We start from the raw sequence: 20943 nt of genomic DNA, 5'->3' as shown, positions 1-20943 counted from the left end.
GCGTCCGCCGGCCCCCCGGCCGCCGATCGCCCCAAGTCAACCTCCGCACCGGCCCGGTGACCATGGCCGAGCGCCGCGGAGTCATGCGCGAGCGTCCAGGAGGCCGGGCGGCGACCGTCCGCACGCCGGGCTCGGCAGGCGGCCCGCCGGGTGACGCATCATGGGCGGGTGCGACTGGAAGCGATCACCTGGGACCGGCTCGGCGACCGGCTCGCCGAGCGCCTGCTCGACCTGGAACCCGCCGACGGCAGTGCCTGGACACGCGTCGCCCTCGACGGCGCCCCGGCCGCCCGCCCCGGCGACCTCGCCGAACGGATCGGTGAGGCACTGCGGGTACGTGGCCGGCCCTCCCTCGCGGTGGGGACGGAGGGCTTCCTTCGGCCCGCCTCGCTCCGTCTGGAGTACGGGCACCAGGACGTCGAGTCCTACTACAACGGCTGGTACGACATCGGTGCCCTGTGGCGCGAGGTCTTCGACCCCCTCGGACCCGGCGGCGACGGGCGGGTCCTGCCCGACCTGCGGGACCCGGTCACCGACCGCGCCACCCGCAGCCCGCACGCCCGGCTGGCTCCCGGCGGCGTGCTGCTGCTCCACGGTCCCTTCCTGCTGCGCCACTGGTTCCCCCTGGACCTGAGCGTCCACCTCGTCCTCACCCCCGGCGCACTGCGCCGCCGCACCCCCGAGCCCGAGCACTGGACCCTGCCCGCCTTCGAGCGCTACGACGAGGAGACCGACCCGTCCGGCACCGCCGACGTCCTGGTGCGCGCCGACGACCCGCGCCGGCCCGCCTGGAACGGCTGACCCGCGGGGCCCCGCCGCCGGAGCGTCGCCTTCGGGCAAGCCGGACAACTGGGATGATCGCAGCATGACGCGAACCGACGGATACCTCCTCGACAACGGCCGGGCCGAGGCTGCGGAGCGCTTCGACGCCTTCGCCACGCTCTTCGACCCCACCACGTTCCGCCACCTCCAGGCCCTCGGCGTCGGCCCCGGGTGGCGCTGCTGGGAGGTCGGGGCCGGAGGCACCTCGGTGGTGTCGTGGCTGGCCAAGCGGGTGGGACCGACCGGCAGGGTCCTCGCGACCGACATCGACACCTCGCGGGTCGCCCCGGCCGGGCGGCCTCCGGTCGAGGTCCGGGTGCACGACGTCGGCGCGGAGGAACCCCCGGGGGACGGCTTCGACCTCGTGCACGCCCGCCTCGTCCTCGTCCACATCCCCGACCGGGAGCGCGCGTTGCGGTCCATGATCGGCGCCCTGCGGCCGGGAGGGCGCCTCCTGGTCGAGGACGCCGACCCGGCGCTCCAGCCGCTGCTCTGCCCCGACGAGCACGGCCCCGAGCAGCAGTTGGCGAACAGGCTCCGGCACGGCTTCCGCCACCTGCTCTCCCAGCGCGGCGCCGACCTGTCCTACGGCCGCCGGCTGCCCCGGCTGCTCAGGGAGGCCGGCCTGCGCCGGGTGGAGGCCGACGCCTACTTCCCGGTCGCCTCGCCCGCGTGCGCCGCCCTGGAGTCCGCGACCGTACGGCACATCCGCGACGAGCTGGTCTCCGCGGGGGTGGCCTCCCACGACGACATCGACCGCCACCTCGCGAACGTCGCGTCCGGGGACATGGACCTCGCGACGGCGCCGATGATCTCGGCGTGGGGCCGCAAGGCGTGACCGCGGCTACCCGTCGTCCGCGCGCCGGCCGGCCCCCGTACGCGGAGGTCGCCCGCCCACCCCTTCGACCGCCCGGGCCCCCGCCCGGCACCCGGCGGCCGCCGCCTCCTCGGGCTCCGCGCCGCCGAGCAGTGCGGCGAGGAAGGCGCCGGTGAAGGCGTCACCGGCGCCCGTACTGTCCCGCGGCGACGCCGTCACGGCGGGGACCCGTGCGCTCACGGTGCCGGAGCGCGCCACCAGTGCCCCCTGCGCCCCTTGCTTGGCCACCACCAGCGGAACGTGCCGGCTGAGCTTCGCGGCCGCGTCCGCCGCGTCGGGCAGGCCGGTGAGCAGACACGCCTCGTCCCGGCTGGGCAGCAGCACGTCCACGCCCTCGACCAGGCCGAGGAAGCGGCCGACGCCCAGTTCGGTGAGGAATCCGGCCGACGCGGGGTCAAGACTGACCGGCACCCCCCGCGCGCGGGCCGCCGCCAGGACGACCGGCACCAGGGCCCGGCCCGGCTCCGAGAAGAGCAGATAGCCCGACAGGTGCAGCCGGCCCACGCCGTCCAGCAGCGCGTCCGACCAGTCGTCCGGCCCGATCAGCAACGACGCCCCGCTGTCCGTCAGGAACGTCCGCTCGGCCGAGTCCCCGGTGTCGACGAGGCAGATCACCGTCCCCGTCGGCGCCGCCGCGTCGACGACGAGGAGCGGGCGCACCCCGCACGCCGTCAGCTCCCGCTCGTGCCACGCCGACGCGTCGGTGCCCACCCTGCCCAGCAGCCGCACGTCCGCGCAGCCCGCGGACGCCGCCCAGCAGGCCACGTTGGCCCCCGCCCCGCCGGGCAGCCGCCGGATCGAGGCTGCGGTGTCCGTCCCCGCGGCCAGCGGTCCCCGGTGCCGGGCGACGACGTCCGTGACCACGTCCCCGACGACCAGCAGCGCACCGTCCGGGGCGGTGCTCATGCCCCGGCCCGGGCCGCCGCGATCCTGGCCGCCAGCCGCACGTTCCCCCGCACCGCCGCCAGGTTGGCGTTCAGCGAGGCGCCGTCGGTGAGCCGCACCAGGCGTTCCAGGAGGAACGGTGTGACCGCCTGACCGGTGATCCCCTCCGCCTCGCACGCGTGCAGCGCGTCGGCGAGCACGCGCGCGTGGAGCGCGGGATCGAGCTGCTCCGCCTCGGGAACGGGGTTGGCGACCACGAGCGCGGACGGCGGCCCGTCCAGGGTGTCCTGCGCCCGCATGACCGCCGCGACCTGCTCGGGGTCGTCCAGGGTCCAGTCCACCGGGTGGCCCGAGTCGGACAGGTAGAAGCCGGGGAAGCGGTCCGTGCGGTAGCCGGCCACCGCGACGCCCAGCGTCTCCAGCCGCTGCAGGGTCGCCGGGACGTCCAGGATCGACTTCACGCCCGCGCAGACGACCGTGATCCGGGTGCGGGCCAGCAGGCCCAGGTCGGCCGACTCGTCCTGCGTCACCGTCCACTCCCGGTGGACACCGCCCAGCCCGCCCGTCGCGAAGACCCTCACGCCCGCCAGGGCCGCCAGCAGGGCGGTCGCCGACACGGTGGTCGCCCCGCTCGCCGCACGGGCCACCGCGAGCGGCAGGTCCCGGTGGCCCAGCTTGCGGATGCCGTCCTCGGTGGCGACCCGCTCCAGCTGCTCCTTGTCCAGGCCGACGTGCGGCCGGCCGTCCAGCACGGCGATCGTCGCCGGTACCGCGCCCTCCTGCCGCACCGCCTCCTCCAGCTCCCGGGCGACCAGGAGATTGCGCGGGCGCGGCAGGCCGTGCGCGATGATCGTGGACTCCAGGGCCACCACCGGGCGACGCGCGCCGAGCGCCTCCCGCACCTCTTCCGACACCACCAGCTTCACGCGCCTGCCTCCCGTCCGACGGTCTCCCTCGGCTCCGCTCTCCCTCATCCCTGGCGGGCCGGGGGCCCGGCCAAACCCGCCGGGGCCGGAACAAAGCCGTTGCGGGCCCCGGGGCCGGGGGCCGAGCCTGGAGCCATGGCAGACAACACGGCACGCCTCGACCACGTCGTCCTGTGGGTACGCGACCCGGTGGCCGCGGCCGGTTTCTACGAGAAGAACCTGGGCTTCGAGCCCCTGCGTCTGGCCGAGTACGCCGCGGGGAGCGTGAGCTTCCCCTCCGTGCGCATCGACGACACGACCATCCTCGACCTCGCACCGCACTCCATGGCGGCCCGCATGCGCGTACTCCCCGGCGCCGACGCCGCCGCGGGGCACCCCGTCAACCACATCTGCGTGTCCCTGTCCGCCTCCGGCTTCGACGCCCTGCGCGCCCGCCTGCAGGAGCAGTCCGTCCCGGTCTCGGAGCTCTCCTACGACTCCTACGGCGCCCGCGGCCCGGCCGAGCGGAGCTTCTACTTCGGCGACCCGGACGGCAACGTCATCGAGGCCCGGCACTACGCGTAGCGGCCCGCGTCCGACCACCCGGCCGGTGCCGCCCGTCAGAACAGCGGCTCGGGCAGCACCCCCTCCAGCGCGAGCAGCCGCCGCTTGGTGGCCACTCCGCCGCCGAACCCGCCGATGCCGCCGTCGCTCTCCACGACCCGGTGGCACGGCACGACGACCGGCAGCGGATTGGCCCCCATGGCCATGCCCACCGCCTGGGCGGCGCCCGGCCGGTCCACCCGGCGGGCCAGCTCGCCGTAGCCGACGACCGAGCCGTAGGGCACGCCGGAGGCCAGTTCGCGCAGCACCCGCCGGTTGAAGCCCGTGACCAGCGACCAGTCCAACGGCAGGTCGAAGTCGCGGGCGAGACCCGCGAAGTACGCCTCCAGCTGGCGTACCGCCTCGCTCAGCAGCGGGGAGCCGGGCGCCTCGACGGGCCGCGTGCCCAGCCGGGCCGCGAGCCCGTCCAGCGCCCGGTCGCGCACGGCGCCGGTGGCGTGGAACACGACGTTGACCAGACCGTCGCCGGTGGCGGCCAGCAGCAGCGGACCGATGTCGCTGCCGACGACGGTCCACACGACCCGCTGCTCGCTCTGCCCGAGGCTGTCCATGCGCCCCACGGTACGGGCCGCCACCGACAACGCCCGGGTCAGTCCAGGGCGTCCCGTACCACGTCGGGCTTGTTGCTGATGACGCCGTCGACCTCGTACCCGGCGACCCGGCGTGCCGTCTCCGCGTCGTTCACCGTCCAGGTGAGCACCTCGAGCGGCCTGCCGTGGGGGCCCGTGAACGCGTGCACCGAGGACACGTAGCTCATCGAGAGGGTGCTGTGCGACGGGTTGATCTGGTCGGCGAACTCCGCGTACGCCGGCAGTTCCGAGACGGCCGGAGTGCCGAGGAACCCGGTCTTGACCGCGGGCTTGAGGGCGTGGACCGTCCGGATGCTGTCGGCGTCGAAGCTCTGCACGACCAGCCGCCCCGCCACGTGCGGCCGGTCGAGCCAGCCCTCGTTGGCGAGGACCTTGAGGGTCTGCTGCTCGATGCCCGGGTACAGGCCGGGGCTCTTCAGCTCCAGCAGCAGCTTCTGGTGGTTGCGGTCCAGGCGGTTCAGGTACTGCTCCAGCGTCGGCACGCGCGCGCCCGCGTACTCGGGCCCGAACCAGCTTCCCGCGTCCAGCCGCGCGATCTCCGCGGCGGTGAAGTCCTTCACCTTCCAGGGCGACCGGTCCGGGAAGACCTCCTCCACGTCGGTCGTCCGGGCCAGGCTCTCGTCGTGGACGACGACGAGTTCGCCGTCACGGGTGCGCTGGACGTCGTTCTCCACCCAGCGGATGCCCAGCTCGGCGGCCCGGTCGACGGCGGCCAGCGTGTTCTCGGGCGCATACCCGGAGGCACCCCGGTGGGCGACGACCGTGGGCCCGTCGTCGCCCGCCCCGTCGGCCCGGGCGTGCGAGAGGGGAGCCGTGAGGGCGACCCCGAGAAGAGCGGTGGTCGCGACGGCAACTGCGCGTACGTGCATGCGTACTCCTCGCATCGAACGATCACGGACAGCACCACTGTGGCACCAGAGCGTCAACGGAGGAGGGGTGCGGAGTGGCCACAGGCTGAATGGAGTTGCTCAACTACGCTCACGTGGGCGGCACAACTGGGGCGAGAGCGTGATTCTTTGCCGGAGAATCGTTCGACCATTCCGGTGGAAGTCATACTCTCTGCCTCGACCCCGATCGTTCGCGCGGTTCTGGGAGGGGCGCACATGCAGAAGGAACCGGCACACCACCGGGGCGCGAGACGGCGGAAAGGCAGCCGCACATGCACAGCACGGTCGACGGATTCAGCTACGGACTCGTCACACCGGTGGTGGCCTACCTCATGGCCTGCCTCGGCGGCGCCCTGGGCCTGCGCTGCACCGCCAGGGCCATGCTGGTCACCCGCTCCTGGCGCCCGGGATGGCTCGCCCTCGGCTCGGCGGCGATCGGCTCCGGCATCTGGACCATGCACTTCGTCGCGATGATGGGCTTCACCATCGAGCACACCCCGATCCGCTACGACGTGCCGATGACCTTCGCCAGCCTGGCCGTCGCCGTCGTGATGGTCGGCGTGGGGATCTTCATCGTCGGCTACCGGGGCGCCCGCGGGACGGCGCTGTTCACCGGCGGCACCCTCACCGGCCTGGGCATCGCCTCGATGCACTACCTGGGAATGGCCGGGATGCACCTGGACGGACAGCTGACGTACAACACGTTCACCGTGGCCGCGTCCGTCGTCATAGCCATGGCCGCCGCCACCGCCGCCCTGTGGGCGGCCGGACAGGTCCGGGGCTTCCTGTGGAGCGTGGGCGCCGCCCTGGTCATGGGCCTGGCCGTCACCGGCATGCACTACACGGGCATGGCCGCCGTCCAGGTCCACCTCACCGGCACGGCCGAGCCCTCCGTCGGCGGATCGTCCGCCGAACTGCTCGCCCCGATGCTGATCGGCCCGCTCGCCTTCCTCGTCCTCGCCGGCGTCGTCGTCCTGTTCGACCCGCTGATGATCATGGGGCGGCCCGCGGAGGTCCCCGCCGAGCGGAAACCGGGCATCCCCGCCCACACCGAGGTCCCGCGCGCGATCCGGCACCCGGCACACCACCCCGCCCGCCGCACCCGCCGCCCCCCGGCCCGCCGCGCCTCCCGCACCCCGCAGAACCGCTGACCGGAGCCCGTTGTCAGTGCGGGGTCGTACGGTGGAACCCATGCGGCCCGTTTCCCAGATCGAACGCACGGTGGCGCCCTTCGAGGTCGTCAGCCCCTACCAGCCCAGCGGCGACCAGCCGGCGGCCATCGCCGAGCTGGCCCGGCGCGTCCAGGCAGGCGAGAAGGACGTCGTCCTGCTCGGCGCCACCGGCACCGGCAAGTCCGCCACCACCGCGTGGATGATCGAGAAGATCCAGCGCCCCACCCTGGTGATGGCGCCGAACAAGACGCTGGCCGCCCAGTTGGCGAACGAGTTCCGCGAGCTGCTGCCGAACAACGCCGTCGAGTACTTCGTCTCGTACTACGACTACTACCAGCCCGAGGCGTACGTCCCGCAGTCGGACACCTACATCGAGAAGGACTCCTCGATCAACGAGGAGGTGGAGCGCCTGCGCCACTCCGCCACCAACTCGCTGCTCACCCGCCGCGACGTCGTCGTGGTCGCCTCCGTGTCCTGCATCTACGGCCTCGGCACCCCGCAGGAGTACGTGGACCGCATGGTCCCGCTGCGGGTCGGCGAGGAGCACGACCGGGACGAGCTGCTGCGCCGCTTCGTCGACATCCAGTACACGCGCAACGACATGGCCTTCACCCGCGGCACCTTCCGGGTGCGCGGCGACACCATCGAGATCTTCCCGGTCTACGAGGAGCTGGCCGTCCGCATCGAGATGTTCGGCGACGAGATCGAGGCCCTGTCCACGCTCCACCCCGTCACCGGCGAGATCATCAGCGACGACCAGCAGCTCTACGTGTTCCCGGCCTCCCACTACGTCGCCGGCCCCGAGCGCCTGGAGCGGGCGGTCAACGACATCGAGAAGGAACTGGCCGAGCGCCTGACGGAGCTGGAGAAGCAGGGCAAGCTCCTGGAGGCCCAGCGGCTGCGGATGCGCACCACGTACGACATCGAGATGCTCCGCCAGATCGGCTCCTGCTCCGGCGTGGAGAACTACTCGATGCACTTCGACGGCCGCTCGCCCGGCTCCCCGCCGAACACCCTCCTCGACTACTTCCCGGACGACTTCCTGCTCGTCATCGACGAGTCCCACGTCACCGTGCCCCAGATCGGCGCCATGTACGAGGGCGACGCCTCCCGCAAGCGGACCCTGGTCGACCACGGCTTCCGGCTGCCCTCCGCGCTCGACAACCGCCCGCTGAAGTGGGAGGAGTTCCAGGAGCGCATCGGGCAGACCGTGTACCTGTCGGCGACCCCGGGCGCCTACGAGCTCTCCCGCGCCGACGGTGCCGTCGAGCAGATCATCCGTCCCACCGGTCTCGTCGACCCGGAGGTCGTCGTCAAGCCCACCGAGGGCCAGATCGACGACCTGGTGCACGAGATCCGCACCCGGACCGAGAAGGACGAGCGGGTCCTGGTCACCACCCTCACCAAGAAGATGGCCGAGGACCTCACCGACTACTTCGTGGAGCTCGGCATCCAGGTCCGCTACCTCCACAGCGACGTCGACACCCTGCGCCGCGTCGAGCTGCTGCGCGAGCTGCGCGCCGGTGAGTACGACGTCCTGGTCGGCATCAACCTGCTGCGCGAGGGCCTCGACCTGCCCGAGGTCTCCCTGGTGGCGATCCTCGACGCCGACAAGGAGGGCTTCCTGCGCTCCGGCACCTCCCTGATCCAGACCATCGGCCGCGCGGCGCGCAACGTCTCCGGCCAGGTCCACATGTACGCGGACAAGATCACGCCGGCGATGGAGAAGGCCATCGACGAGACCAACCGCCGCCGCGAGAAGCAGATCGCGTTCAACAAGGCGAACGGCATCGATCCCCAGCCGCTCCGCAAGAAGATCAACGACATCGTCGCGCAGATCGCCCGCGAGGACGTCGACACCGAACAGCTGCTCGGCTCGGGCTACCGCCAGGCCAAGGAGGGCAAGGGCGCCAAGGCCCCCGTGCCCGCGCCGGCCGGCCGGACGACGGCGGGCGGGACCAGGACGGCCAGGGGCCGGGCCAAGGCGACGGCGGTGACCGACCGCCCGGCGGCGGAGCTGGCCGCACAGATCGAGGACCTCACCAACCGGATGCGCGCCGCCGCGGCCGACCTCCAGTTCGAGATCGCCGCCCGTCTGCGCGACGAGGTCTCCGAGATGAAGAAGGAACTGCGCCAGATGAAGGAGGCGGGCCTGGCCTGACGGCCCGTCCGGGCAGCGCACTGTGTTGCAAGACCGACACAAAGCGCGGACCGGGGTGGGGCACGGTCGGTGCCCCTGCGTAGGGTTCTGGTCAACCGCGGGTGCCGCGGCAACAGGGGACAGTTCGAGAGGGGATCAGCGCGTGACCGTCAACATGACCAAGGGTCAGGCCATCAGTCTGCAAAAGGGCGACGGCGGCAGCCTGACGTCGGTGCGCATGGGTCTCGGCTGGCAGGCGGCACCCCGGCGCGGCCTGTTCGGCTCGCGCACCCGGGAGATCGACCTGGACGCCTCCGCGGTCCTCTTCGCGGACAAGCAGCCGGTCGACGTCGTCTTCTTCCGTCACCTGGTGAGCGACGACGGCTCGGTGCGCCACACCGGGGACAACCTCGTCGGCGGTGTCGGCCAGGGCGGCGACGACGAGGCCATCCTCGTCGACCTGCAGCGCGTTCCGGTCCACATCGACCAGATCGTCTTCACGGTCAACTCCTTCACCGGCCAGACCTTCCAGGAGGTCCAGAACGCCTTCTGCCGCCTGGTCGACGAGACCAACGGCCAGGAGCTGGCCCGCTACACCCTGGCGGGCGGCGGGGCCTTCACCGCGCAGATCATGGCCAAGGTGAGCCGCGCGGGCCAGGGCTGGGCGATGACCGCCATCGGGACCCCGGCCAACGGCCGCACCTTCCAGGACCTGATGCCGGCGATCCTGCCCGTCCTGTAGCGGCCGTCCGCGGCGTCCCGCCGCAGGCTCGCGATCCGCAGGAGTCCGGACCACCGCGGGCCGCCCGCGGCAGTCCGGCACGAACCGGCCCGTCCCGTCCGCGGGAGGGGCCAGGCCCGCGTGACGCCTCGCGGGTGACGTAGGAACGACACAGGGGGACAGGGCGATGACGGCCGAGCTGACGCGGGGACAGAACCACCCGCTTCCCGGGGCCCGGCTCGAGATCCGGGTCTCGGCCGGCACGCAGGTCGTGGCCGGGGCGACATTCGGCGACGAGAACGGCACCCTCCACGGCGCCGACGGGGTGGCCCACCCGGGCTCACCCACCCTGCCGGGCCTGGAGGTCTCCCGGCAGGCCGCCGCCGACCACCGCCTCGCGGTGGACCTGGACGCCGTACCCGACGCCGTGCACCGCGTCAGCGTGCTGCTCGCCCTGCCCGAAGCCGGCCGGGGACCGGCCCGCTTCGGGGCCGTGGCCGCGCCCTTCGTCGCCGTCACCCACCTCGACGGCGACGAGGTCGCCAGCTACACCATCACCGGCCTGGAGGCCGAGTCCGCCGTCGTCGCCCTGGAGCTGTACCGGCGCCAGGGCGCCTGGAAGGTGCGCGCCGTCGGCCAGGGCTACGCGGGCGGTCTCGCCGAGCTCTTCGCCGACCAGAAGCTGCCCGAGGCCCACCGGCTCGCGGGGACCATCCACGAGGCGGTGGCCGGCGGACTGGCCCGCTCGGTACCGGCACCTCCGGCCGCCGCCCCGGCACACCGGCCGGACCACGGCTCCGCGCCCCGGTCCGGCGGCCCCGACGGTGCCGTACCGCCGGGCTCCCCGTACGACCCGCAGGGCGCTCACGCTCCGAATCCGCAGACGCCCGGGGCGCCGGGGCAGCGCGGGGCACCGCAGCCGTACCCGGGCGGCCCGGGCGGCCCGGACGGCCCGGGGGAGCCCGTCACCGCCGGTCAGCCGTCCGCGCCGGCCGGAGCCGGCCCCATCGACTACACCCACCCGCGCCGGCAGACCGCGGCGCCGCCCCCGCCCCCGCCGGCCGCGCCGCCCGCCGAGCCGGGGCAGCCCGCCCGGCCCGTCGCCGGTGACGCCACCGGCTGGTCCATGGAGGAGCGGCTCTACAACCAGGTGTGGGGCATGTTCGAGGACCTGGCGCGCACGACGGCCGCCTACCGCAGCGCCGTCGACTTCGCCGACTCCCGGATGGAGAAGGAACTCGACCAGGCCCTGTCCGACCCGCGCAACCGGATCGGCGGACAGGGCGACGCCGCCCGCGAGGCCGCACGCGCCCGGCACGGCCAGTTGGTGGCCCAGGCCAGGGAGGTCCTGGACCGGGACGTCGCCCAGCTCGTCGCGGAGGCCGAGGTCGTCGAGCCCGCCCTGCCCGCCGCGTTCGCGCGCTGGGACAACCCCGTCTGGCACGCCTACCGCGTCCCCATGGAGATCCCGATGGCCCTGCGGCTGGGGGATCTCCATCTGCCCGAGGCCGACCGCGTCCGCATTCCGATGCTGGTCCGGCTGCCGCTCGAACGGGGCCTGTGGATCGACTGCGGACGCGCCGCCTCGCTCGACGGTCTGCCCGCCGACTCCCACGAGATGCGGCACGCGGGACTGGAGACGGCCGTCGCCCACGCGGCCCGGCTGCTCGCCGTCTACCCGGCGGGCGAGTTCACCGTGCACGTCATCGACCCGGCCGGATCGGGGGCGCAGGCACTGGCACCACTGGTGCGCGGCGGGGTGCTCGCCGCGCCGCCCGCCCAGGGCGCCGCCGGGGCGGCGGACGTGCTGGCCCGGCTCACCCAGCGCGTCGACCTGGTGCAGATGGCGTTGCGCGGGGGTGCGCCCGACGCGCTGCCGCCCGGCCTCGACACCTCGCAGCACCTGCTGATCGTCAACGACTTCCCGCACGGCTTCGACGACCGGGCCGTCAACCAGCTGCGCTACCTCGCCGACGAGGGTCCCGCCGTCGGGGTCCACCTGATGATGGTCGCCGACCGCGAGGAGTCCGCCGGGTTCGGGCCGCTGCTCGACCCGCTGTGGCGCTCGCTGCTGCGGCTGACGCCGGTGGCCGACGACCACCTCGCCGACCCGTGGGTCGGGCACGCCTGGACCTACGAGCCGCCGCTCGTGCCGCCCGGCAGCCAGGTCCTCGAACAGGTCCTCGCGCAGGTCGCCGCCGCCCGCCGTTCATGGGGCCGGTGACCGCCACCGAGCTGGGCTTTTGAGCTTAATTTGCAAATCTCTTTACCTTCTCTTGGTGATTGGGGTACTGTCGTCCGTACGGAGGGGAGTACTCCCTGTCTGCTGCGGCGTACCCGTCAATACGGATCAGGCCAGATCCCGGGGCGTCGGCCCGTGGTCCGAGCGCATCACGCGTCCCGGACCGGGTGGAAGAGACCTCCGGCAGCGACGACGCTGACATCTGCCGTGTGACGTACTGCCGGAGGCGTAGTGGAAGTTTCCCCGACCCTGTGGGTCCTGACCATCGTGGGCCTCGCGGCCCTCATCGCGGTCGATTTCTTCATCGGCCGCAAGCCGCACGACGTATCGATCAAGGAAGCCGGCATCTGGACCGGCGTCTGGATCGCCCTGGCGGGCCTCTTCGGGCTCGGCCTGTTCCTGTTCGGCGGGGGGCAGCCCGCCGGCGAGTTCTTCGCGGGCTTCATCACCGAGAAGTCGCTGAGCGTGGACAACCTCTTCGTCTTCGTCCTGATCATGGCGAAGTTCGCGGTGCCCTCGCAGTACCAGCAGCGGGTCCTGCTCATCGGTGTCCTCATCGCCCTGGTCCTCAGGGCCGTCTTCATCGCCGCGGGTGCCGCGATCCTCGCCAGCTTCGCCTGGGTCTTCTACATCTTCGGCGCCTTCCTCATCTACACCGCCTGGAAGCTCATCCAGGAGGCACGGGCCGACGAGGAGGACGAGGAGTTCGAGGAGAACAAGCTCCTGAAGGCCGCCGAGCGCCGCTTCGGCGTCGCCGACCGGTACCACGGCACCAAGCTGTGGATCGAGGAGAACGGCAAGCGGGTCATGACCCCGATGCTGGTCGTGATGCTGGCGATCGGCACCACCGACGTGCTGTTCGCGCTCGACTCCATCCCGGCGATCTTCGGTCTGACGCAGGACCCGTACATCGTGTTCACGGCCAACGCGTTCGCCCTGATGGGCCTCAGGCAGCTCTACTTCCTCATCGGCGGTCTGCTGAGGAAGCTGGTGCACCTGTCCTACGGCCTGTCCGTGATCCTGGGCTTCATCGGCGTGAAGCTGGTGCTGCACGCCCTGCACGAGTCCGGCGTCCACGTCCCGGAGATCAGCATTCCGGTCTCGCTCGGCGTGATCTGCGGTGTCCTGGTCGTCACCACGATCACCAGCCTCCGTGCCTCGAAGAAGCAGGCCGAGGCGGAAGCGGCGGCCGCCGAGAGCGGCGACGCGTCGAAGGACAGCGTCGAGGCCTGACGCACCCGGCCGGGGAGCGGCGAGCGGCGACGAGCCGTTCGCCGCTCCGCGCGTTCCCGGCGCCCCGGCCTGCCCGGCGCAACCGGGGGCCGAGAGGCCCGGAGACCCGGAGTGCGGGCCCCGTCGCCCTCTGCGACGATCACCGCATGGTCACCGGTCCCAGGGCGCTCCTCGCACAGTGGACGACCGTCACGCCCGTGCTCGCGGTCGTGCTGCTCGTTCTCACCTGGGGCCGTTCGCTGCCCGGCGTGGTCGTCGCGCTGCTCACGATCGTCCTGGCGGCCTCCGTCCTGGCCGCCGTGCACCATGCCGAGGTGGTCGCCCACCGCGTCGGCGAGCCTTTCGGCTCCCTCGTCCTCGCCATCGCCGTCACGGTCATCGAGGTCGCGCTCATCGTGACCCTGATGGCGGACGGCGGCGACAAGAGCGCGACCCTGGCCCGGGACACCGTCTTCGCGGCCGTCATGATCACCTGCAACGGGGTCGTGGGCCTCAGCCTCCTGGTCGCCTCCCTGCGCCACGGCATCGCGGTCTTCAACCCGGAGGGCACCGGCGCCGCCCTCGCCACGGTGGCGACCCTGGCCACCCTCAGCCTGGTCCTGCCGACGTTCACCACCAGCGCGCCCGGCCCGGAGTTCTCCTCCGTGCAGTTGACCTTCGCGGCGCTGTCCTCGCTCGTCCTGTACGGCCTGTTCATCGCGACCCTGACCGTGCGGCACCGCGACTACTTCCTGCCGATCACCCGGCAGGGCGAGGTGATCACGGCAGAGGAGCACGCCCACGCCCCGTCCGCCCGCACGGCCCTGATCAGCCTCGCCCTGCTGGGCCTGTCCCTGGTCGGGGTCGTGGGCCTCGCCAAGGGCGTGTCGCCGACCATCGAGAGCGGGGTGGAGGCGGCCGGACTCCACCACGCCGTCGTCGGCGTCGTCATCGCGCTGCTGGTCCTGCTCCCCGAGACCATCGCCGCGGTGCGTTCCGCACGCCGCGACCGGGTGCAGACCAGCCTGAACCTCGCACTCGGCTCGGCCATGGCCAGCATCGGCCTGACCATCCCCGCCGTCGCCCTGGCCTCCGTGTGGCTCTCCGGGCCGCTGGTCCTGGGCCTCAGCTCCATCCACATGGTGCTGCTCGCCCTGACCGTGGTCGTGGCCTCCCTGACGGTGGTGCCGGGCCGGGCCACGCCGTTGCAGGGAGGCGTCCACCTCGTGCTGTTCGCGGCGTACCTGGAGCTGGCCGTCAATCCGTGAGCGGGGCGCAGTCAGTAGGTCACGGTGATGCGCCGGGCGGGTCCGTCGACCCGCACCGTGCCCCCGTACGGCACGACCACCTGCGGATCGGTGTGGCCGAGGTCCACGTCGAAGACGATCATGGTGTCGGGCGCGTAGGCGCGCATCGCGCGCAGGACCGCCGCGCGCTGCTCCGCCGCGTACCGGGCAGCCTCCTCGGGACTGTTGGGGCGCTGGAAGGACCACGTCTTCGGGCGGCCCATCAGCAGCGCCGAGAAGCGGCCGAGGAGCCCGCGCTCGCCCATGTTGCGCAGGATGTGGAAGACGTCCTCCGCGGCCGGCAGCTCCTCCGACGTCTCCAGGAACAGCACGTCACCGTCGTACTCCGCCGGATCGCGGGCGATCTCGCGGTCGGCCATCAGCAGCCAGGCGAGGATCTCCAGGCAGCCGCCCCACGCACGTCCCTCGGCCACCCGGCCGGCGTTCTCCCAGGACCAGCCCGCCCCGGGGCGCATCCGGGGCTCGGTCTCGAAGGTCGCGGGGTCGGCCCAGTCACGGTCGACGTCGTTCCAGTGCTCGGCGGGCCGCAGCTCGTACGGGCCCGGGGTGAACAGCGCCGCGCGCAGGGAGTCGGCGGTCTGCGGGTGCAGGGCGCCGGGGCGTCCCAGCTCCACCATCACGCTCCCGCCGTGGTAGCCGACGATCCCCGTGTTGCGCAGGTAGGCGAGGAGGTTGGTGTTGTCGCTGAAGCCGAAGAACGGCTTCGGGCTGGCCCGGATCAGCTCCCGGTCGCGCAGCGGCAGCACGGTGATCTGGTCGTCGCCGCCGATCGTGGCGAACACCGCCTTGATGTCCGGGTCCGCGAAGGCCGCGTGCAGGTCGGCGGCCCGCTCGGCGGGCGTCGAGCCCGTCTTCCGGGTGGCGGGGTATTCGACCGGCTCGAGACCGTACACCTCGCGCAGCCGCCGCAGGCCCAGCTCGTAGGGGAGCGGGAGCAGTCCCGGCAGTCCGGACGCGGGGGACACCACCGCGACGCGGTCGCCGGGGGACGGCTTGGGCGGGTACGCGATCACCGTCATGCGGGGAGCGTACGGCCCGCGGGGACCTCGGCGCACCGTGATAAACCGGGGACCGAGCGGCGGTCGTACCAAGGCCCGCCGCACCCCTCACGGACCGGAGGAACCGTGCCCCGCACCCTCGCCGACGCCCCGATCATGATCCTCAACGGCCCCAACCTGAACCTGCTCGGCCAGCGTCAACCGGAGATCTACGGCTCCGACACCCTCGCCGACGTCGAGGCACTGTGCGTCAAGGCGGCGGCCGCGCACGGCGGGACCGTGGACTTCCGGCAGTCCAACCACGAGGGCGAGCTGGTCGACTGGATCCACGAGGCCCGGCTGACCCACTGCGGAATCGTGATCAACCCCGCCGCCTACTCGCACACGTCCGTCGCCATCCTGGACGCGCTCAACACCTGCGACGGGCTGCCGGTGGTCGAGGTCCACATCTCCAACATCCACCAGCGCGAGCCGTTCCGGCACCACTCCTACGTCTCCCAGCGCGCCGACGGGGTCGTCGCGGGCTGCGGGGTGCAGGGCTACGTGTTCGGCGTGGAGCGGGTCGCGGCCCTGGCCGGGGCGGGCTCGGCCAGGGCCTGAGTCGCCGGGGCCGCCGGCCGGGGGCGGGGGTGGGGAGGCCGGCGGCCCGTGCCGCCCAGGAGCCGTCGGTCCTGCGCGGGGCTGCCACCAGTCGACCGCGCCGCACCGCCCCGGCGGGAGCGCGTGCGGCCCGCGGATGCGTGCGAACGTTTCACACGGGGTGCGTACGGGCCCGAGGGCGCGGGCGCACCCCTGCGTCCCCGCGCCCGTCGCCGGACTGTGCGCCCGCCCGTCGCCTGCCCGTCGCCGGACTGTGCGCCCGCCCGTCGCCGGACTGTGCGCCCGCCCGTCGCCGGACGGCGCGCCCGCCCGTCACCAGCCGCGCGCCCGCCACTCCGGCAGGTGCGGCCGCTCGGCGCCGAGCGTCGTGTCGGCGCCGTGCCCGGGATAGACCCACGTCTCGTCCGGGAGCACGTCGAAGATCTTGGTCTCCACGTCGTGGATCAGGCTCGCGAAGGCCTTCGGGTCCTTGTGGGTGTTGCCCACACCGCCCGGGAAGAGACAGTCCCCGGTGAACAGGTGGGGATGCCCGTGCGGGTCGTCGTAGACCAGGACGACGGAACCCGGTGTGTGGCCGACCAGATGGCGGGCGGTGAGTTCCACCTGCCCCACCCGGACCGTGTCGCCGTCGTCCACCAGGACGTCGGTCGGCACCGGGATGCCCTCCGCGTCGTACCGGCCGGCGTGGGTGCGGGCGCCGGTGGCCGCGACGACCTCGGCGAGCGCCTGCCAGTGGTCGCCGTGGCGGTGGGTGGTGACGACGGAGGCGATGCCGTCGTCACCGATCGTGCCGAGGAGCGTGTGCGCGTCGTTGGCGGCGTCGATCAGCAGTTGCTCGTCGGTGGCCCGGCACCGCAGCAGATAGGCGTTGTTGTTCATCGGGCCGACCGCGACCTTGGTGATCATCAGGTCCTTGAGCTCGTGCACGTCGGCGGGCCCGCCGACCGTCACCTCTCCGCTGTACGTCATGCGGGCCAGCCTAGCGCCGCGAGGCCCCCGGCCGGCCGTCCCGGCCCGGGTGCCTACAGGGGCGGCAGCGTCGGCAGCGGGCCGCCCTCCACCGTGAGCGCGGCGCCCGCACGCCGGCCGGCGAGCCAGCCGAGCAGGTCGGCCGGGGGGCCGGTGACGGTCACCTCGGGGGTCTCGGCCTCCCGCCCCGTGCGCCACGCGCGCGTGCCGTCCGTCAGCCGGGTGGGAGGCACGTCGGGGTTCCCGGCGAACCGTGCGGCCAGGAAGCCGGTCTCCCGCTCGGTGAACTCCGCCGGAAGATCCTCCAGCTCGTACCCGATGCCCAGGTCCACGTGGTGCAGCTCCACCTCGGCCCACCGGCGGAACGGCACCCGGGAGGCCGAGTCGGTGACCCCGTTGCGCAGCGCCACCGTGCGGGACCAGTCCGCGGGCGCCGCTCCCGTCTCCTGGAAGCGGGCCGCGCTCTCGCGCACGTCCGCGAGCTGGGCCGCCAGGGGACGCGGGGCGTCCCGCTCGATGTCGGCGTCGCGGGCCTCGCCGGAGACGTACATGCGGCGTCCTTCGAGGACGTTCACGAGGGCGTCGGCGTTCCGGGCGAGGTGGGCGAGGACGTGACCGCGGCTCCAGCCGGGAAGCCGTGACGACTCCGTCACGGACGCGTTGTCCAGTTTCCCGACCCCGGTGAGCAGCCGCTCGGTCGCGTCACGTACAGACGCCAGGTCAAGCGCGTGATCCATCATGCCGCCGACCTTAGACCTCACCACACCTTCGGGTGAAGGTGGTGAGCGACCCCCGTAATTCGAATGCGCGTGCTATAAGGTCGGTTGCGGCGTCGGGCATGCTGGGAAGTCGGGGTTTGTTGACAACTGGTGAATCCGATCGGCGTTGTCAGTGGCTCCCCCTAGTCTGAGAAAGACGGGGGCCCCGCCCCTGTCACTTCTCTCAAGAAAGGTGCGGACCGGCGTGGCCGACCGTCTCATCGTCCGTGGCGCGCGCGAGCACAACCTGAAGAACGTCTCGCTCGACCTGCCTCGTGACTCGCTCATCGTCTTCACAGGCCTGTCCGGGTCGGGCAAGTCCTCCCTGGCCTTCGACACCATCTTCGCCGAGGGCCAGCGGCGCTACGTGGAGTCGCTCTCCTCCTACGCCCGGCAGTTCCTCGGCCAGATGGACAAGCCGGACGTCGACTTCATCGAGGGCCTCTCCCCGGCGGTCTCCATCGACCAGAAGTCGACCTCGCGCAACCCGCGCTCCACCGTCGGCACCATCACGGAGGTCTACGACTACCTGCGCCTGCTCTTCGCGCGCATCGGCAAGCCGCACTGTCCCGAGTGCGGACGGCCGATCTCGCGCCAGTCGCCGCAGGCCATCGTCGACAAGGTCCTGGAGCTGCCCGAGGGCAGCCGCTTCCAGGTGCTGTCGCCGCTGGTGCGCGAGCGCAAGGGCGAGTTCGTCGACCTCTTCGCCGACCTCCAGACCAAGGGCTACTCCCGCGCGCGGGTGGACGGCGAGACCGTCCAGCTCTCCCAGCCGCCCACGCTGAAGAAGCAGGAGAAGCACACCATCGAGGTGGTCGTCGACCGCCTCACGGTGAAGGACTCCGCCAAGCGGCGCCTGACCGACTCCGTGGAGACCGCGCTCGGCCTGTCCGGCGGCATGGTCGTGCTCGACTTCGTCGACCTCCCCGAGGACGACCCCGAGCGCGAGCGCATGTACTCCGAGCACCTGTACTGCCCGTACGACGACCTGTCCTTCGAGGAGCTGGAGCCCCGCTCCTTCTCCTTCAACTCGCCCTTCGGCGCCTGCCCCGACTGCTCCGGCATCGGCACGCGCATGGAGGTCGACCCGGAGCTGATCGTCCCCGACGAGGACAAGTCCCTCGACGAGGGCGCCATCCACCCCTGGTCGCACGGGCACACCAAGGACTACTTCGGCCGTCTCATCGGTGCCCTCGCCGACGCGCTCGGCTTCCGCACGGACATCCCCTTCGCGGGACTGCCGCTGCGCGCCCGCAAGGCCCTGCTGAACGGCCACAAGACCCAGGTCGAGGTCCGCTACCGCAACCGGTACGGACGCGAGCGCCGGTACACCACGGCCTTCGAGGGCGCCATCCCCTTCGTCAAGCGCCGGCACAGCGAGGCCGAGAGCGACTCCAGCCGTGAGCGCTTCGAGGGCTACATGCGCGAGGTGCCCTGCCCCACCTGCGAGGGCACCCGCCTCAAGCCCCTCGTCCTCGCGGTCACCGTCATGGACAAGTCGATCGCCGAGGTCTCGGCGATGTCCATCAGCGACTGCGCCGACTTCCTGGGCGAGCTGAAGCTCAACGCCCGCGACAAGAAGATCGCCGAGCGCGTGCTGAAGGAGGTCAACGAGCGGCTGCGGTTCCTGGTCGACGTCGGCCTGGACTACCTCTCGCTGAACCGCGCGGCCGGCACGCTCTCCGGCGGCGAGGCCCAGCGCATCCGCCTGGCCACCCAGATCGGCTCCGGACTCGTCGGCGTGCTCTACGTCCTCGACGAGCCGTCCATCGGCCTGCACCAGCGCGACAACCACCGGCTGATCGAGACCCTCGTCCGGCTGCGCGACATGGGCAACACCCTCATCGTCGTCGAGCACGACGAGGACACCATCAAGGTCGCCGACTGGATCGTCGACATCGGCCCCGGCGCCGGTGAGCACGGCGGCAAGGTGGTGCACAGCGGCTCCCTCAAGGAGCTGCTCGACAACGCCGAGTCGCAGACCGGGCTGTACCTGTCCGGGCGCAAGGCCATCCCGCTGCCCGACGTCCGGCGCCCGCAGGACCCCTCCCGCCGGCTCACCGTGCACGGCGCCCGGGAGAACAACCTCCAGGACATCGACGTGTCCTTCCCGCTGGGCGTCTTCACCGCCGTCACCGGCGTCTCGGGTTCCGGCAAGTCGACCCTGGTCAACGACATCCTGTACACCCACCTGGCCCGCGAGCTGAACGGCGCGCGCAACGTCCCGGGGCGGCACACGCGCGTGGACGGCGACGACCTCGTCGACAAGGTCGTCCACGTCGACCAGTCGCCCATCGGCCGCACCCCGCGGTCGAACCCGGCGACGTACACCGGCGTCTTCGACCACATCCGCAAGCTGTTCGCCGAGACGACGGAGGCGAAGGTCCGCGGCTACCTGCCCGGGCGGTTCTCCTTCAACGTCAAGGGCGGCCGCTGCGAGAACTGCGCGGGTGACGGCACGATCAAGATCGAGATGAACTTCCTCCCGGACGTCTATGTCCCGTGCGAGGTCTGCCACGGTGCCCGGTACAACCGGGAGACCCTGGAGGTCCACTACAAGGGCAAGTCCATCGCCGACGTGCTGAACATGCCGATCGAGGAGGCCACCGACTTCTTCGAGGCGGTCCCCGCCATCGCCCGGCACATGAAGACCCTGAAGGACGTCGGCCTCGGCTACGTCCGGCTCGGCCAGTCCGCGACCACCCTGTCCGGCGGCGAGGCCCAGCGCGTCAAGCTCGCCAGCGAGCTCCAGCGCCGCTCCACCGGACGCACGGTCTACGTCCTGGACGAGCCGACCACCGGTCTGCACTTCGAGGACATCAGCAAGCTGCTGACGGTCCTCGGCGGCCTCGTCGACAAGGGCAACACGGTCATCGTCATCGAGCACAACCTCGACGTGATCAAGACCGCCGACTGGGTCGTCGACATGGGCCCCGAGGGCGGCGCCGGCGGTGGCCTGGTGGTCGCCGAGGGCACGCCCGAGCAGGTCGCGGGCGTTCCCGCCAGCCACACCGGCAAGTTCCTGCGGGACGTCCTCGGCGCCGACCGGGTCAGCGACGCGGCCCCGGTGACCCGGCCGCGCAAGGCGGCGAAGACGGTAGCGGCCAAGGCCACCGCCAAGAAGACCGTCACCAAGGCAGCCAAGACAGCCAAGAAGGCCGCCACGCCCGCCGCGAAGAAGACCACGCGGACGAGCAAGGCCTGAGACCGCGCCCGGCGGCTGCGTGCGACCCC

The 20943-nt window shown here is 72.5% G+C and carries 18 protein-coding genes; 11 read left to right on the top strand and 7 right to left on the bottom strand.

Going from position 1 to position 20943, the window contains the following annotated elements; all coding sequences use genetic code 11:
* The first annotated feature begins 168 nt into the window (after positions 1-168).
* Together Sdi02f_RS30785 and Sdi02f_RS30780 are read left to right on the top strand one after the other, a co-directional pair.
* Entirely contained in the window at positions 169-801 is a 633-nt protein-coding gene (locus Sdi02f_RS30785; protein WP_108934400.1) for a nucleoside/nucleotide kinase family protein, read from the top strand.
* 64 nt (positions 802-865) lie between these two features.
* On the top strand, positions 866-1660 hold the full coding sequence (locus tag Sdi02f_RS30780) for a methyltransferase domain-containing protein (RefSeq protein ID WP_108934399.1): 795 nt from the start codon (positions 866-868) through the stop codon (positions 1658-1660).
* A 6-nt stretch (positions 1661-1666) separates the two neighbouring features.
* Here Sdi02f_RS30780 and Sdi02f_RS30775 read toward each other — a convergent pair whose 3' ends face one another.
* The gene (locus Sdi02f_RS30775) at positions 1667-2605 is read right to left on the bottom strand and encodes a carbohydrate kinase family protein (protein WP_108934398.1); all 939 of its coding nucleotides are present in this window, start codon (positions 2603-2605) and stop codon (positions 1667-1669) included.
* Entirely contained in the window at positions 2602-3510 is a 909-nt protein-coding gene (locus Sdi02f_RS30770) for a pseudouridine-5'-phosphate glycosidase (protein WP_167458281.1), read from the bottom strand. Before Sdi02f_RS30770 ends, Sdi02f_RS30775 begins: the two co-directional genes overlap by 4 nt.
* 135 nt (positions 3511-3645) lie before the next feature.
* Between Sdi02f_RS30770 and Sdi02f_RS30765 the strand changes: the two genes are divergently transcribed.
* Positions 3646-4074, top strand: coding sequence for a VOC family protein (locus tag Sdi02f_RS30765; protein WP_030404529.1), 429 nt, complete (start codon positions 3646-3648; stop codon positions 4072-4074).
* A gap of 35 nt (positions 4075-4109) precedes the next feature.
* On the opposite strand, the gene Sdi02f_RS30760 is transcribed toward Sdi02f_RS30765, so the two are convergent.
* Complete coding sequence (locus Sdi02f_RS30760) at positions 4110-4664, bottom strand: methylated-DNA--[protein]-cysteine S-methyltransferase (protein ID WP_031083798.1); 555 nt, start codon at positions 4662-4664, stop codon at positions 4110-4112.
* A gap of 38 nt (positions 4665-4702) precedes the next feature.
* Positions 4703-5572 (bottom strand): glycerophosphodiester phosphodiesterase, encoded by an 870-nt coding sequence (locus Sdi02f_RS30755; RefSeq protein ID WP_030404531.1) that lies wholly within the window; start codon positions 5570-5572, stop codon positions 4703-4705.
* Between the two features lie 290 nt (positions 5573-5862).
* Here Sdi02f_RS30755 and Sdi02f_RS30750 point away from each other — a divergent pair, with 290 nt between their 5' ends.
* The 6 genes from Sdi02f_RS30750 (at position 5863) to Sdi02f_RS30725 (ending at position 14345) form a co-directional block, all read left to right on the top strand.
* Positions 5863-6741, top strand: a complete 879-nt coding sequence (locus Sdi02f_RS30750) for an MHYT domain-containing protein (protein WP_030404532.1) — start codon at positions 5863-5865, stop codon at positions 6739-6741.
* A gap of 40 nt (positions 6742-6781) precedes the next feature.
* Positions 6782-8923, top strand: a complete 2142-nt coding sequence (gene uvrB, locus Sdi02f_RS30745) for an excinuclease ABC subunit UvrB (protein ID WP_108934396.1) — start codon at positions 6782-6784, stop codon at positions 8921-8923.
* Between the two features lie 142 nt (positions 8924-9065).
* Positions 9066-9644 (top strand): TerD family protein, encoded by a 579-nt coding sequence (locus tag Sdi02f_RS30740; protein ID WP_030404534.1) that lies wholly within the window; start codon positions 9066-9068, stop codon positions 9642-9644.
* A gap of 166 nt (positions 9645-9810) precedes the next feature.
* Positions 9811-11847, top strand: a complete 2037-nt coding sequence (locus Sdi02f_RS30735) for a TerD family protein (RefSeq protein ID WP_108934395.1) — start codon at positions 9811-9813, stop codon at positions 11845-11847.
* A 249-nt stretch (positions 11848-12096) separates the two neighbouring features.
* Positions 12097-13098: a TerC family protein gene (locus Sdi02f_RS30730; RefSeq protein ID WP_030404536.1), complete on the top strand. Its 1002-nt coding sequence runs from the start codon at positions 12097-12099 to the stop codon at positions 13096-13098.
* A 146-nt stretch (positions 13099-13244) separates the two neighbouring features.
* Positions 13245-14345: a calcium:cation antiporter gene (locus Sdi02f_RS30725; RefSeq protein WP_030404537.1), complete on the top strand. Its 1101-nt coding sequence runs from the start codon at positions 13245-13247 to the stop codon at positions 14343-14345.
* Between the two features lie 11 nt (positions 14346-14356).
* Here the strand turns inward: Sdi02f_RS30725 and Sdi02f_RS30720 are convergent, their stop codons facing one another.
* The gene (locus Sdi02f_RS30720) at positions 14357-15403 is read right to left on the bottom strand and encodes a S66 family peptidase (RefSeq protein WP_108934394.1); all 1047 of its coding nucleotides are present in this window, start codon (positions 15401-15403) and stop codon (positions 14357-14359) included.
* 105 nt (positions 15404-15508) lie between these two features.
* Here Sdi02f_RS30720 and aroQ point away from each other — a divergent pair, with 105 nt between their 5' ends.
* Complete coding sequence (gene aroQ / locus Sdi02f_RS30715; protein ID WP_030404539.1) at positions 15509-15982, top strand: type II 3-dehydroquinate dehydratase; 474 nt, start codon at positions 15509-15511, stop codon at positions 15980-15982.
* Between the two features lie 312 nt (positions 15983-16294).
* Here the strand turns inward: aroQ and Sdi02f_RS30710 are convergent, their stop codons facing one another.
* Positions 16295-16951: an MBL fold metallo-hydrolase gene (locus Sdi02f_RS30710; protein ID WP_031083811.1), complete on the bottom strand. Its 657-nt coding sequence runs from the start codon at positions 16949-16951 to the stop codon at positions 16295-16297.
* Between the two features lie 53 nt (positions 16952-17004).
* Positions 17005-17691, bottom strand: coding sequence for a maleylpyruvate isomerase family mycothiol-dependent enzyme (locus tag Sdi02f_RS30705; RefSeq protein ID WP_108934393.1), 687 nt, complete (start codon positions 17689-17691; stop codon positions 17005-17007).
* A gap of 223 nt (positions 17692-17914) precedes the next feature.
* Here Sdi02f_RS30705 and uvrA point away from each other — a divergent pair, with 223 nt between their 5' ends.
* Positions 17915-20914, top strand: coding sequence for an excinuclease ABC subunit UvrA (gene uvrA / locus Sdi02f_RS30700; protein ID WP_108934392.1), 3000 nt, complete (start codon positions 17915-17917; stop codon positions 20912-20914).
* The last annotated feature ends 29 nt before the right edge of the window (positions 20915-20943 follow it).

Origin of the sequence: Streptomyces ardesiacus (genome assembly GCF_003112575.1) — a bacterium.
GTDB classification, from domain to species: Bacteria; Actinomycetota; Actinomycetes; order Streptomycetales; family Streptomycetaceae; genus Streptomyces; species Streptomyces ardesiacus.
The sequence above is the reverse complement of the archived record's forward strand: the minus strand, read 5'-3'. Positions and strand labels throughout refer to the sequence as shown.